Source organism: Streptomyces sp. NPDC015661 (genome assembly GCF_043077765.1).
Classification (GTDB): Bacteria; Actinomycetota; Actinomycetes; order Streptomycetales; family Streptomycetaceae; genus Streptomyces.
In genome coordinates this window covers 147,875-162,183 of the sequence record NZ_JBIBST010000001.1, presented here as the reverse complement: position 1 = coordinate 162,183, position 14,309 = coordinate 147,875, and the positions used below count along the sequence as shown (strand labels likewise).

Sequence of the window (14,309 nt, the reverse complement as noted above, 5' to 3'; positions counted from 1 at the left end):
ATGTCAGAAGAACCTCGGGTCGTCGAAGGCGCCGGTGGCGAGCAGGTACACGTACAGGTCGCAGACGGCGACGCTGATCAGCGACGCCCAGGCGAGTTGCATGTGACGCCGGTTCAGGCGCCCCACCCACGTCCACAGCCGGTAGCGGACGGGATGCTTCGAGAAGTGCCTCAGACGGCCGCCGACGATGTGCCGGCAGGAGTGGCAGGAGAGGGTGTACGCCCAGATGAGGACGATGTTGACGAGGAAGATCAGCGTCCCGAGCCCGGCGTGGCCCCACGCGTAGTCGGCGTTCCGGAAGGTCAGCGCGGTGTCGTACGTGAGGATCCCGGCGACCGGCACCGCCGCGTAGAAGAAGTACCGGTGGAGGTTCTGCAGGAGCAGTGGGAAACGGGTCTCGCCGGTGTACGTGCGATGGGGTTCGGCCACCGCGCAGGCCGGGGGAGCCGCCCAGAACCCCCGGTAGTACGCCTTGCGGTAGTAGTAGCAGGTCAGCCGGAAGCCCAGCGGGAAGACCAGGATCAGCAGGGCGGGGGAGAGCCCCCACCAGCTGCCGAAGAGCGCCCAGTTCGGCCCGCCCCGCATGGGGACGCAGTTCTCCGCGAGGCAGGGCGAGTAGAAGGGGGAGACGTAGGGGGCCGCGTAGTAGTCGGCGTTCGCGAAGGCCCGCCAGGTCGAGTACGCGACGAAGGCGAGCAGTCCGGCCGCGGTGGCGGCGGGGGAGAGCCACCAGCGGTCGGTCCGCAGATGGCGGGCGGCGATGGCGGCGCGCCCCGGGGAGCGCACCCCCGTCGCCGCTCCATGACTCGTCGGGGGTTGAGTACCTGTGGCCAACAGGGCCTCCTCGGCTCTACGGCGCGTGGCGGTCGCGTGCTCCCAGGCCCTCGTCGTCGACGTCGGTCCACTTCCCGGCGTCGTACGGGGCGTCGGGGATGGTCACCATGCTGTCCGCACGGCCGGAGGTCGGCGCGGGAGGCGCGCCCCGCTCCGCCCCGACGCGGCGTTCCAGCTCGTCGACCGTGTGTTCCAGGTCCTGCAAGCGGCGCTTGACGGCCGCCAGGTCGTCCTGAACGGACATGGTTGCCCTCACCTTCGTGAGTGTCGCGCGTCACATCCCGCTTGGGAAGTCGTGTGCACGGGCGGTTGGGCCGCACGAGTGGGCTTTGCCGTTCGTGCCGTCGTGTCGCCGTGGCCGGATCCGCTCCGTCCTTTTCAGTGTATGAGCAATAGGTCTGATCATCTCCAAATGGCATAAATCTGGACGAAGGGGTACAAGTCATGTCCCAGATCGGCGCCCCTCGCGGGAGGACATGCTCCAGGAGCCCCCGCTCCCGCACGCTCCGCTCCGTCGCCACCCTCACCAGCGCGGTCCTCGCGGTCACCGTCCTGGCCGGCTGCAGCTCCGGCGACGAGGCCGACGAGACCCCGGCGGCGGCCCAGGACAACGCGCCCGCGCCACGCGACCGGGTCGCCGACGGGGGCACCCTCCGCTGGGCCGTCGACGCGCTGCCCACCACGCTCAACGCCTTCCAGGCCGACGCCGACGGCACCACCGCGCGCATCGCCGGAGCCGTGCTCCCCTCCCTCTACACGATCGACGAGCGGGGCCGGCCCGAGCTGAACCCCGACTACCTGGAGTCCGCGCAGGTCGTCGAGACCGAGCCCAAGCAGGTCGTCCTCTACAAGCTCAACCAGCAGGCGGTCTGGAGCGACGGGCGCGAGATCGGGGCCGCCGACTTCGTGGCCCAGTGGCGCGCCCTGAGCGGCCGCGACACCGCGTACTGGACCGCCCGCAACTCGGGCTACGAGCGGATCGAGAAGATCGAGCGAGGCAAGAACGACCTGGAGGTCCGGGTCACCTTCGCCAAGCCCTACGCCGACTGGCAGTCCCTCTTCACGCCCCTCTACCCCAAGCAGGTGATGGGCTCCCCGAACTCCTTCAACGACGGGGCGCGCACCACCCTCAAGGCCACTGCAGGACCGTTCCTGCTGAAGGCGGTCGACCGGAAGGGCGGAGACGTCACCCTCGCCCGCAACCCCCGCTGGTGGGGACAGCAGGCCAAGCTCGACAGCGTCGTCCTCAAGGCCGTCCCCCGGGCCGACCGGGCCGCCGCCCTCTCCGCCGGCGACCTCGACCTGGCCGAGATCGACCGGTCCGTGGCCGAGCGGATCTCCCTCGCCGTCCGCGACGCCCGCGCCGGCCGGAACGGCGCCCAGGCCGCCCTCGCCCACGGCCCCGGCTCCACGATCACCCCCTCCAAGGCCCTGAAGTCCTGGGCGCTGGCCCACGGCTCCGACGACGAGAAGGCGGCCGAGGTCAAGGCCGCCCGCAAGGAGAACCAGGAGGCGACCGCCCGGTACGCGAGCGCCCAGGACACCCTCGCGAAGTACGTGGTCCGCAAGTCCCTGGAGCCCGCCTACACCCAGCTCTCGCTGAACGGCGAGTCCGGCCCCCTGGCCGACGAGCGGGTACGGCGCGCGGTGGCCCGCGCCATCGACCGCCAGGAGCTCGCCGAATCCGTCCTCAAGCCGCTGGGCCTCCCCGCGAAGCCCCCCGGCAGCCACCTCGCCCTCGCCGGCCAGGCGGCGTACGCGGACAGCAGCGACGCGCTCGGCGGCCAGGACACCAAGGAGGCCCAGGCGCTCCTCGCCGACGCCGGCTGGGTCCCCGGCGGCGCGCTCCGCAAGCCCGCCGGCACCAAGGCGGGCAGCGAGGCGGAGAAGAAGGAGGCGGAGAAGAAGGAGGCGGAGAAGAAGGAGGCGGAGAAGAAGGCCGCGGAGAAGGCCAAGAAGGGCGAGGGCTCCACCGACGCCAAGAAGCAGGCGAGCGACACCGCCTCCGACGAGGGCCTCTACATCGTCGGCGACGACAAGCCCGGCGACCGCCGAGCGGCCCCCGCCCTCGGCGCGAGCGGCCCCGGGAACGGCACCGACATCCTCGCTCCGGCCCCCGCCGCCGCCCGCCAGAGCGCCGCGCTCCTCGCCCGCGCCGAGGCCCTCGACACCGGCTCCGGCGCCGCCCGCACCGCCCAGTCGGCCCCCAAGCCCGACCAGGGGATGGCCGGGGCCTACGCCCCGCGCGGCACCGCCGCCCCGGTCACGGCCCCCGACGCCGCCCAGGCCAAGGCCCTCGGCAAGGACGGCAAGGCGCTCAGCCTCCGCTTCGTCCTGCCGTCCGGGCCGGGCTCCGAGTCGCTGCGGGCGGTCGGGGACCGCATCGTCCGGATGCTCGACGCGGTCGGGATCCGCACCGAGGTCGTCAAGGTCTCCGACGACAGCTTCTTCAAGGACCACGTGGCCTCCGGCGACTACGACCTGGCCCTCTACTCCTGGCCGGCCTCCGCCTTCCCGGCGACCGACGCCCGGCCGATCTTCGCCAAGCCCGAGCCCGCCTCCGACGGCTCGCTCCTGGTCGAGCAGAACTACTCCCGGGTCGGCACCGACCGCATCGACCAGCTCTTCGACCAGGCGGCCGGGACGCTCGACGAGGAGGAGGCCCGCGAGCTCGTGCGCCAGGCCGACGCCAGGATCTGGGCCGCGGCCGGCTCCATCCCCCTCTACCAGCGCCCGCAGCTCGTCGCCGCCCGCGCCGATCTCGTGAACGCCGGCGCCTGGGGTCTCGCCGCTCCCCGCTACCAGGACATCGGGTTCAAGAAGCCCGAAACGACCAAGGGTACCCAGAGAAACCACTGAATGCGCAGGTCACAACCTCAGAAGCAGCTCAAGTTCCTTGCCCGCCGGAGACCCCGGCGGGCAGGATCGCGTCGGCCCCTTGACCCGGACCGCATGACTTTCCCCACACCCTGAAACCTCCCAGTAGACCCTCTCGGATCCAGCCGGGGAAGCCCCTTGCACGGCAGCCCCGTACCATAGGACATAGCCGTGGCGCGTCCGCCCGGCGGGCGTACGAGGAACTGACGCCGCATCCCACGATCCGAGAGAAGCGCAAGCACCCATGCCCACGCGCCACGACATCCGTAACGTCGCCATCGTCGCCCACGTCGACCATGGCAAGACGACCATCGTCGACGCCATGCTCAAGCAGGCCGGTGCCTTCGCCGCCCACCAGCAGCTCGACGACCGCATGATGGACTCGAACGACCTGGAGCGTGAGAAGGGCATCACGATCCTCGCCAAGAACACGGCGGTGAAGTATCACCCCAAGGACGGCGGGGCCCCGATCACGATCAACATCATCGACACCCCCGGTCACGCCGACTTCGGTGGCGAGGTCGAGCGTGGTCTCTCGATGGTGGACGCGGTCGTCCTCCTCGTCGACGCCTCCGAGGGCCCGCTCCCGCAGACCCGTTTCGTGCTGCGCAAGGCCCTCCAGCAGCGCAAGCCCGTCATCCTCTGCATCAACAAGACGGACCGCCCGGACTCCCGGATCGACGAGGTCGTCAACGAGACCTACGACCTCTTCCTCGACCTGGACGCGGACGAGGACCAGATCGAGTTCCCGATCGTCTACGCCTGCGGCCGCGACGGCATCGCCTCGCTGACCAAGCCGGAGGACGGCACGGTCCCGCAGGACTCCGAGAACCTGGAGCCGTTCTTCTCCACCATCCTGGAGCACGTCCCGGCCCCGGCGTACGACGAGGAGGCCCCCCTCCAGGCGCACGTCACCAACCTGGACGCCGACAACTTCCTCGGCCGCATCGCGCTGCTCCGCGTCGAGCAGGGCGAGCTGCGCAAGGGCCAGACGGTCGCGTGGATCAAGCGGGACGGCACGATCTCCAACGTCCGCATCACCGAGCTGATGATGACCGAGGCGCTCACCCGCAAGCCGGCCGAGGTCGCCGGCCCCGGTGACATCTGCGCCGTCGCCGGTATCCCGGACATCATGATCGGCGAGACCCTGGCCGACCCGGAGAACCCGATCGCGCTTCCGCTGATCACGGTCGACCAGCCGGCCATCTCCATGACCATCGGCACCAACACCTCGCCGCTCGTCGGCCGCGGTGGCACCGGCAAGGGCGCGGACGCCAAGGCCGCCGTCAAGGACCGCAAGGTCACCGCCCGCCAGGTCAAGGACCGCCTGGACCGCGAGTTGATCGGTAACGTCTCGCTCCGCGTCCTCGACACCGAGCGCCCGGACGCCTGGGAGGTCCAGGGCCGTGGTGAGCTCGCGCTCGCCATCCTGGTCGAGCAGATGCGCCGCGAGGGCTTCGAGCTCACCATCGGCAAGCCGCAGGTCGTCACCAAGGAGGTCGACGGCAAGATCCACGAGCCCGTCGAGCGCCTCACGGTCGACGTCCCCGAGGAGCACATGGGCGCGGTCACGCAGCTCATGGGTGTCCGCAAGGGCCGCATGGACAACATGTCGAACCACGGCTCCGGCTGGGTCCGCATGGAGTTCGTCGTTCCGTCCCGTGGCCTCATCGGCTTCCGTACGGAGTTCCTCACCAACACCCGCGGTACGGGTATCGCCCACTCGATCCACGAGGGCCACGAGCCGTGGTTCGGCCAGCTGACGACCCGTAACAACGGCTCGCTGGTCGCCGACCGCGCGGGTGCGGTCACCGCCTTCGCGATGACCAACCTCCAGGAGCGCGGCGTCCTGTTCACCGACCCCGGCACCGAGGTGTACGAGGGCATGATCGTCGGCGAGAACTCCCGCTCCGACGACATGGACGTGAACATCACCAAGGAGAAGAAGCTCACCAACATGCGCTCCTCCTCCGCCGACTCCTTCGAGGCGATCGTCCCGCCGCGGAAGCTCTCCCTGGAGCAGTCCCTGGAGTTCTGCCGCGACGACGAGTGCGTCGAGGTCACCCCGGAGGCCGTGCGCATCCGCAAGGTCGTCCTGGACCAGAAGGAGCGCGGTCGTTCCGCTTCCCGCGCCAAGAACGGCTGAGTAGGGTCGCATACTGCCGAGCGGGGCGGGGTAGATCACGGTCGCCTGTGATCTTCGCCGCTCGCGGCTGACGCGACGTCAGCAACGGAGCCCGGACCCCCACAGATCACTGTGGGGGTCCGGGCTTTTCGTCAAGTTCCGTCAACTCCATTTCGGGGGCGGGGTGTCCGTATATCGGCGATCGCTCTCCGGTACGTGTGTTAACGGTCCGTTTCGGGCGTGTCTGTCTGTGCTCAGTTTGTCCGGATTTCGGTCTTCACGGCCTTGGCGATGTTGTCAAAACGAGACCACTTAAGTGTGGTTTACAGCCCGGACGTACTTAATAGTTGGCTCCATTGAGCTCGGGTCAATGGGTCACGCACTGTGGGGAGTGCCGACTCACGAGCACACTCGGGGCACTTGAGTCCAAAGCCGTCAGGGGTGTCGGCGAAACTCGGAGTGCCCCTCTTGTAGTGACAAAGTGGACTCATGAGGAGGAACCCATGCGCGGTGCCAAGAGCGCCAAGTGGGTAACGGGCGCGATCATCGTTGCCCTTGCTGCGACCGCCTGTGGCGGAGGTAAGAGCGGTTCCGGCACGGATGCCAAGGGCGCTGTTGACCCGAATGGTGTCTTCTCCGTCGAGCTGGGCGAGCCGGAGAAGCCCCTGCTCACCGGTGACACGATGGAGTCCAACGGCTCCGCCGTCATGGCCGGCGTGTTCTCGACCCTGGTCGACTACAAGGCCGACGGCTCCCTGGAGATGATCAACGCCGAGTCGGTCACCACGACGGACTCGAAGACGTGGACCGTCAAGCTCAAGCCGGGCTGGACCTTCCACGACGGCACCCCGGTCACCTCCAAGTCCTTCGTGGACGCGTGGAACTGGAACGCCAGCCTGAAGAACGCCCAGGGCCTCGCTTCCTGGTTCGCGGACATCAAGGGCTACGACAAGGTCCACCCGGACGCCGAGGGCGCCAAGCAGACCGCCGACAAGCTCGAGGGTCTGAAGGTCGTCGACGAGAACACCTTCACGATCGAGCTCTCGAAGGCCGTCCCGTACTTCGCGCACAAGCTCGCGTACATCGTCTTCGCGCCGCTGCCGGAGTCCTTCTACAAGCTCGACGAGAAGGCCCGCGGTGCGGCCCCCGTCGGCAACGGTCCCTACAAGTTCAAGAGCTGGGACCACAAGAAGAAGATCGAGATCACCCGCTACGACGGCTACAAGGGCCCGAACAAGGCGAAGAACGGTGGTGTGATCTTCAAGAACTACACCACCCTCGAGGCCGCGTACGAGGACCTGAAGTCCGGCAACGTCGACGTCCTGCGTCAGATCGCGCCGAAGGACCTCCCGGTCTACCGCCAGGACCTCGGCGACCGCGCCGTGGACCAGCCGTACTCCGCGATCCAGACCATCGCCGTCGCCTTCTACTCCGACCAGTGGAAGAAGCCGAAGCAGGTCGACCCGCGCGTCATCCAGGGTCTGTCCATGGCGATCGACCGTGCCACCATCACCAAGACGGTGCTGAACGGCACGCGTGAGCCCGCGACCGGCTGGGTCGCCAAGGGCGTCCTGGGCTTCCAGGCCGACGGTGGCGCCGGTGTCACCACGTACGACCCGGCCAAGGCCAAGGAGCTCATCAAGGCCGGCGGCGGCGTCCCCGGCGGCAAGATCTCCATCCAGTACAACGCCGACGGTGGCCACAAGGAGTGGGTGGACGCTGTCTGCAACTCCATCCAGCAGGCCACCGACGTCCAGTGCGTCGGCGACGGCAAGCCGGACTTCCAGGCCGACCTGACCGCTCGTAAGACCAAGCAGGTCAAGTCGCTCTACCGCTCCGGCTGGGTGCTCGACTACCCGGTGAACGCCAACTTCATCTCGGACCTGTTCCGCACGGGTGCGGGCGGCAACCAGGGCGACTTCTCCAACAAGGAGCTGGACGCCAAGATCGCGAAGGCCGACTCGGCCGCCACCCTTGACGAGTCCGTCAAGGCCTACCAGGCGATCGAGAAGGACCTCAAGAACTACATGCCGTCCATCCCGCTCTGGTACTACAAGGTCAACGCCGGCTTCTCCGAGAAGGTTTCGGGTGTCGCCTACGGCCAGGACGGCGACCCGATCCTGACCGGCGTCGAGGTCAAGAAGTAATCACCCGAGCGTAGTCCGCACACCGTCACGGGACTGACGGATCGTCAGTCCCGTCTCGGTGCCTTACGCAGCGGCTGGGGGGCCCTTCCACGACATCAGCATGCCCGGATCCGGGCATGCTGTCGGGGGAGGGCCCGTCGGTTGCGCTGACACATCTCAACGGAGGCATGATGGGGCGTTATGTCGCACGACGACTGCTCCAGATGATCCCGGTTTTCCTCGGGACAACCCTGCTGATCTTCCTCATGGTGCACAGCCTGCCCGGCGATCCCGTGCTTGCCATGTTCGGCGACAAGGGCGCCGACCCGGCGACGCTCGCCGCGAAGCGCCATGAGCTGGGTCTCGACAGGTCCTTGCCGGTGCAGTACTTCACGTACATGCGGGACATGGTCCTGCACCTGGACTTCGGCACCCAGATCCGCAACGGACTGCCGGTCACCGAAGTGCTGGGTGACGCGTTCCCCATCACTCTCCAGCTTGCCGCCCTGGCGTTCGCCATCGAGCTGGTCTTCGGCATCGGCCTCGGCATCATCGGTGGCCTGCGCGCCGGCCGCCTGGCCGACAACCTGATCCTGATCTTCACCCTGCTGATCATCTCGATCCCGGTCTTCGTCCTCGGCTACATCATCAAGATGGTGTTCGCCTTCAACCTGGGCTGGATCGCGCCGAACGTCAGCACCGAGCCGGTCCTGAGCGAGATGATCGCTCCGGCCATTGTGCTCGGCGGTCTCTCCCTCGCCTATGTGGCACGGCTCACCCGTACGTCCATGGCGGAGAACCTGCGCGCCGACTACATGCGCACGGCCGTCGCCAAGGGCCTGCCGCGGCGCCGCGTCATCGGTGTCCACCTGATGCGCAACTCGATGATCCCCGTGGTCACCTTCCTCGGCACCGACATCGGCGCCCTCATGGGCGGCGCGGTCGTCACCGAGGCGATCTTCAACATCCACGGAGTCGGCGGCGTCATCGCCGAGTCGATCTCCCGGCGCGAAGGTTCGACCCTGGTGGGCCTCGTCACCATCCTGGTGATCGTCTACCTCGTCACCAGCCTGCTCATCGACCTGCTGTACGCGGTCCTGGACCCGAGGATCCGGTATGCCTGACGTGACCAAGACCGCAGCCGCCGTCGAGGATGCCGTCGCGCCCCCCTCCGTGGACGCGTCCGCGCCGGTGGCCAAGGCGGAGAAGGCCCGTAGCCTCTGGGGCGACGCCTGGGCCGACCTGCGCCGCAACCCGTACTTCATCATCTCGTCGGTCCTGATCGCGCTGCTGCTGCTGATCTCGGCGTGGCCGACGCTCTTCACCAGCGCGTCCCCGACCGCCGGTGACCTGGTCCACCACTTCCTGGGCAAGCCCGAGCTGGGCAAGGTCGGTTCGGCCGAGTGGCTGGGCTACGACCAGCAGGGCCGCTCCGTCTACGCCCGCCTGATCCACGGCACCCGTGCCTCGATCATCGTCGGCATCGCGGTCACCGCGATCGTCACGATCGTCGGCGGCATCATGGGCATGATCTCCGGCTACTTCGGCGGCTGGGTCGACGCGCTGCTCTCCCGGCTCACCGACGTCTTCTTCGGCATCCCCTTCCTGCTCGGCGCCATGGTCGTCCTGCAGGCCTTCGTCGAGCGGACCGTCTGGGTCGTCGTCTTCGCCCTCGCGTTCCTCGGCTGGACCCAGATCACCCGCGTCATGCGCGGTGCCGTGATCACGGTCAAGCAGGCCGACTACGTCCACGCGGCCAAGGCCCTCGGCGCCGGCACCACCCGGATCCTGTTCAAGCACATCCTGCCGAACGCCATGGCCCCCGTGATCGTCGTCGCGACCATCGCGCTCGGCGGCTACATCTCGGCCGAGGCGACCCTGTCCTTCCTCGGACTCGGCCTCGCCGCCCCGACCGTCTCGTGGGGTGTCGACATCTCCGCCGGTGTCGCCCAGATCCGTATCGCGCCGCACGTGCTGCTGTGGCCGTCGATCATGCTGAGCCTCACCGTCCTGGCGTTCATCATGCTCGGCGAAGCCGTCCGCAACGCCCTCGACCCCAAGCTGCGCTGAGGAGGGCGTACCAGATGAGCATCATCGACAAGACCGCGGCCGTCCCCGCGCCGCGCGGCGGCTCCGACCACACGGGTCCGCTGCTCGAAGTCAAGGACCTGCACGTCGAGTTCCACACCCGTGACGGTGTGGCCAAGGCGGTCAACGGCGTCAACTACTCGGTGAACGCCGGCGAGACCCTCGCCGTCCTCGGCGAGTCCGGCTCCGGCAAGTCCGTCACCGCCCAGGCCATCATGGGCATCCTCGACATGCCTCCCGGCAAGATCCCGCAGGGCGAGATCCTGTTCCGCGGCGAGGACATGCTGAAGATGTCCGAGGAGGACCGCCGGAAGATCCGCGGCCGGAAGATCGCGATGATCTTCCAGGACGCGCTGTCCTCCCTCAACCCGGTCCTCACCGTCGGCTACCAGCTCGGCGAGATGTTCCGGGTGCACCACGGCATGTCCAAGAAGGACGCCACGGTCAAGGCCGTCGAGCTGATGGACAAGGTCAAGATTCCCGCCGCCAAGGCCCGGGTCTCCGACTACCCCCACCAGTTCTCCGGCGGTATGCGCCAGCGCATCATGATCGCCATGGCGCTCGCCCTGGAGCCGGACCTGATCATCGCCGACGAGCCCACCACGGCTCTCGACGTGACCGTCCAGGCCCAGGTCATGGACCTCCTCGCGGAGCTCCAGCAGGAATACAACATGGGCCTGATCCTGATCACCCACGACCTCGGCGTCGTCGCCGACGTCGCGGACAAGATCGCCGTGATGTACGCGGGCCGGATCGTCGAGCAGGCGCCGGTGCACGAGCTGTACAAGCGCCCGGCCCACCCGTACACCCGGGGGCTCCTCGACTCGATCCCGCGCCTGGACCAGAAGGGCCAGGAGCTCTACGCGATCAAGGGCCTGCCGCCCAACCTGCTCAAGGTGCCCACCGGCTGCGCCTTCAACCCGCGCTGCCCCAAGGCCGACGACATCTGCCGCACGGAGATCCCGGCCCTCGTGCCGGTCACCGAGCAGAACGGCGCGGATCTTCCGGGCCGCAAGAGCGCCTGCCACTTCTGGAAGGAGACGATCCATGGCTGACCTGAACGACGAGGCCGTGGCCGCCGCCCTCGACGCCCCTGTGGGCCGCGGCGAGCCGATCCTCCAGGTGCGCAACCTGAAGAAGCACTTCCCGCTGACGCAGGGCATCCTCTTCAAGAAGCAGGTCGGCGCGGTCAAGGCCGTGGACGGGGTCTCCTTCGACCTCTACCAGGGCGAGACCCTCGGCATCGTGGGCGAGTCCGGCTGTGGCAAGTCCACGGTCGCCAAGCTCCTGATGAACCTGGAGCGGGCCACCGCCGGCGAGGTCTTCTACAAGGGCCAGGACATCACCAAGCTGTCCGGGCGCGCGCTGAAGGCCGTCCGCCGCAACATCCAGATGGTGTTCCAGGACCCGTACACCTCGCTGAACCCGCGCATGACGGTCGGCGACATCATCGGCGAGCCCTTCGACATCCACCCCGAGGTGGCCCCGAAGGGCGACCGGCGCCGCAAGGTGCAGGAGCTGCTCGACGTCGTCGGTCTGAACCCGGAGTACATCAACCGGTACCCGCACCAGTTCTCCGGCGGTCAGCGCCAGCGCATCGGCATCGCCCGAGGCCTCGCGCTCAACCCGGAGATCATCATCTGCGACGAGCCGGTCTCGGCCCTGGACGTCTCCGTCCAGGCGCAGGTCATCAACCTGATGGGGAAGCTGCAGGACGAGTTCAACCTCTCCTACATCTTCATCGCGCACGACCTGTCGATCGTCCGGCACATCTCGGACCGCGTCGGCGTCATGTACCTCGGCAAGATGGCCGAGATCGGTACGGACGAGCAGATCTACGAGCACCCGACGCACCCGTACACCCAGGCGCTGCTCTCCGCCGTGCCGGTGCCGGACCCGGAGGCCCGCGCGCACCGCGAGCGGATCATCCTCACCGGTGACGTCCCCTCGCCGGCCAACCCGCCGTCGGGCTGCAGCTTCCGCACCCGCTGCTGGAAGGCGCAGGAGAAGTGCTCGCAGGAGGTGCCGGTCCTCGCGATCCCGCAGCGCTTCCAGGGCGCGGACACCCCGGCCGCCCACTTCTCGGCGTGCCACTTCGCCGAGGAGAAGCAGGTCCTCTCCGTCTGACCCGACGGTCTGACCCATTCCGTCTGATCCGATCCTTCTGATCAGCCCGGAGCCGCGAGGCCCCCGGACACCCGCAAGGGTGCCGGGGGCCTTTCGCGTTGCCGCGGGACGTCCCACGGGACGGGCGTACGGGTGTCCCGTTCCCGTCCCGCGTCCCCCGGCCCGTCCCGCGACCCCGACGGGACGCCCCCTCCCGTCCGTCCCCCTGCCTCGACCGTCGACGGCGCACCGTCCCGCCGGGCCCGCGCACGGGACGGACCCGGTCCACCGGGACGGCCCGGACAGCGGGCGGGACTGGCAGCGTGTGCCGAGGAGCAGCCCAACTGCTGCGCACCGCCCACGACTTGAGGACCAGGGGTCATCGTGAACGCACTCACCCGCAAGCTCGCCACCATCGGTTCGGCCCTCGCGATGGCGGGGACGAGCCTCCTGCTCGCCTCGTCGCCCGCGTCGGCCGCGACGTCCTGCTACTCGACGAGCTGCCACGGCCTCGACCCGGCGTACACGATCTGCCAGAACGACGCGCGGACCGTCCTCACCAGCGACACCGGCGTCGAGCTGCGCTACAGCGCCACCTGCCGCGCGGTGTGGGCCCGCAAGACCTCGGCGGTGGCCTGGCACAAGTACATCGTCCAGAACGACCGGCGCGAGACGCAGTTCGTGGTGCCCACCAGCTCGGGCGGCACGGTCTGGACGACCATGGTCGACGACAAGGACATCTACGCCTACGCCGCCGACTACCGCCCCGACGGAACCATGGCGTCGAGCACCCTCTGGTGGTGATCCGTCCCGGGCCGGCCCACAGGACCGGCCCAGGGCGCGGAGTGCCGCGGACCCGCGGTCACTCGACACGAGTCCCCAGAAGGAGTCCTTCCTCATGAAACCGCTCACCCGCAAGCTCGCCGGCGTCGGTTCGGCCCTCGCGACGGCCGGGGCGAGCCTCCTGCTCGCCTCGTCGCCGGCGTCGGCCGCGACGTCCTGCTACGGGCCGGACTGCACGGGCCTGAACCCGGCCACGACCATCTGCCAGAACGACGCGCGCACCGTCGCGACGAACAGCATCGGCACCGAGCTGCGCTACAGCCCCACGTGTCGGGCCGCGTGGGCGCGGCAGAGCAGCAACACCGCGATGACGATCTGGGTGGAGAGCAACACCGGGCTCGCCGAGAACGCGTACTACACCGGCAGCGGCACCGTATGGACCGCGATGGTCGACGACAGGGGGATCATCGCCCGGGCCTGCGGCTACATCATGGGCTTCGGTTCGTCCTGCTCGTCCTGGTACTAGAACACCGGAAGGACTTCCTCTTCGTGAACACGCTCACCCGCAAGCTCGCGACCGCCGGCTCGGCGCTCGCGCTCGCCGCGTCCGGCCTGCTCTTCGCGTCCTCACCGGCGTCCGCCGCGACGAGTTGCTACGCGAGCAGCTGCCAGGGCCTGGACCCGGCGACGACCATCTGCCAGAACGACGCACGCACCGTCGGCACGACCTCGTTCTACGACGTCGAGCTGCGCTACAGCCCCACCTGCCGTGCGGCCTGGGCGCGCTACCCCACGTTCACGCCGAACCGGCTGATCATCTTCGTGCAGCGCCAGGACGGGAACGGGACCTACTCGGTGCACACCAGCGGCAGTTACGCCGTCTGGACCTCGATGGTGAACGACAAGGACCTCCTGTCCCGGGCCTGCGGCTACGTGGACTACAACTCCCCGTCCACCGCCGAATGCACCTCCTGGTACTAGCCGTGACGACCTTCACCCGCAAGCTCGCCACCGCCTCGTCGGCCCTCGCGCTCGCCGCCTCCGGTCTGCTCCTCTCGTCCGGACCGGCCGCCGCGGCCACCTCCTGCTACGGGTCCTCCTGCACCGGACTCGACCCCGCCACCAGCATCTGCCAGAGCGACGCCCGCACCGTGCGGACCAGCGACTGGGGCGTGGAGCTGCGCTACAGCCCCACGTGCCGGGCCGCCTGGGCCCGTAAGACCTCCGGGGCGTCCGCCGACACCGTGTCATCCGGGTCTCCAACTCCGACGGGGACTCCCGGAGCGTCTACTACGGCGGCTACGGAACCGTGTACACCGCGATGGTCGACGACAAGGACATCTACGCCTGGGCGTGCGAGACGCGTGCCC

12 protein-coding genes and 1 pseudogene are annotated in these 14,309 nt (G+C 68.8%); 11 read left to right on the top strand and 2 right to left on the bottom strand.

Annotated features, from left to right (window positions below):
• Positions 1-3 precede the first annotated feature (3 nt).
• Together ACF07V_RS00770 and ACF07V_RS00765 are read right to left on the bottom strand one after the other, a co-directional pair.
• Positions 4-834, bottom strand: coding sequence for a hypothetical protein (locus ACF07V_RS00770; RefSeq protein ID WP_392150737.1), 831 nt, complete (start codon positions 832-834; stop codon positions 4-6).
• A 16-nt stretch (positions 835-850) separates the two neighbouring features.
• Complete coding sequence (locus ACF07V_RS00765; RefSeq protein WP_392150736.1) at positions 851-1,078, bottom strand: hypothetical protein; 228 nt, start codon at positions 1,076-1,078, stop codon at positions 851-853.
• A 200-nt stretch (positions 1,079-1,278) separates the two neighbouring features.
• Between ACF07V_RS00765 and ACF07V_RS00760 the strand changes: the two genes are divergently transcribed.
• From ACF07V_RS00760 to ACF07V_RS00710, 11 genes and pseudogenes are all read left to right on the top strand, one after another.
• Positions 1,279-3,693, top strand: coding sequence for an ABC transporter family substrate-binding protein (locus ACF07V_RS00760; protein WP_392150735.1), 2,415 nt, complete (start codon positions 1,279-1,281; stop codon positions 3,691-3,693).
• A gap of 262 nt (positions 3,694-3,955) precedes the next feature.
• Complete coding sequence (gene typA / locus ACF07V_RS00755) at positions 3,956-5,857, top strand: translational GTPase TypA (RefSeq protein ID WP_392150734.1); 1,902 nt, start codon at positions 3,956-3,958, stop codon at positions 5,855-5,857.
• 482 nt (positions 5,858-6,339) lie between these two features.
• Positions 6,340-7,983: an ABC transporter substrate-binding protein gene (locus ACF07V_RS00750; RefSeq protein WP_392150733.1), complete on the top strand. Its 1,644-nt coding sequence runs from the start codon at positions 6,340-6,342 to the stop codon at positions 7,981-7,983.
• Positions 7,984-8,153: 170 nt separating this feature from the next.
• Positions 8,154-9,086 carry an ABC transporter permease gene (locus tag ACF07V_RS00745; protein WP_392151348.1) on the top strand — a complete coding sequence of 311 codons (933 nt, stop codon included), beginning with the start codon at positions 8,154-8,156 and terminating at the stop codon, positions 9,084-9,086.
• Positions 9,079-10,032, top strand: coding sequence for an ABC transporter permease (locus ACF07V_RS00740; RefSeq protein ID WP_392150732.1), 954 nt, complete (start codon positions 9,079-9,081; stop codon positions 10,030-10,032). Before ACF07V_RS00745 ends, ACF07V_RS00740 begins: the two co-directional genes overlap by 8 nt.
• Positions 10,033-10,046: 14 nt before the next feature.
• Entirely contained in the window at positions 10,047-11,105 is a 1,059-nt protein-coding gene (locus tag ACF07V_RS00735; protein WP_392150731.1) for an ABC transporter ATP-binding protein, read from the top strand.
• Positions 11,098-12,177, top strand: coding sequence for an ABC transporter ATP-binding protein (locus tag ACF07V_RS00730; RefSeq protein ID WP_392150730.1), 1,080 nt, complete (start codon positions 11,098-11,100; stop codon positions 12,175-12,177). Before ACF07V_RS00735 ends, ACF07V_RS00730 begins: the two co-directional genes overlap by 8 nt.
• Positions 12,178-12,540: 363 nt before the next feature.
• Positions 12,541-12,960, top strand: coding sequence for a DUF2690 domain-containing protein (locus ACF07V_RS00725; RefSeq protein ID WP_392150729.1), 420 nt, complete (start codon positions 12,541-12,543; stop codon positions 12,958-12,960).
• Between the two features lie 94 nt (positions 12,961-13,054).
• Positions 13,055-13,465 (top strand): DUF2690 domain-containing protein, encoded by a 411-nt coding sequence (locus ACF07V_RS00720; RefSeq protein ID WP_392150727.1) that lies wholly within the window; start codon positions 13,055-13,057, stop codon positions 13,463-13,465.
• A 23-nt stretch (positions 13,466-13,488) separates the two neighbouring features.
• Positions 13,489-13,920, top strand: a complete 432-nt coding sequence (locus ACF07V_RS00715) for a DUF2690 domain-containing protein (RefSeq protein WP_392150726.1) — start codon at positions 13,489-13,491, stop codon at positions 13,918-13,920.
• Positions 13,902-14,207: pseudogene (locus tag ACF07V_RS00710) on the top strand (DUF2690 domain-containing protein); the annotation flags it as partial. The gene ACF07V_RS00715 and the pseudogene ACF07V_RS00710, both read left to right, overlap by 19 nt.
• Positions 14,208-14,309: the final 102 nt, after the last annotated feature.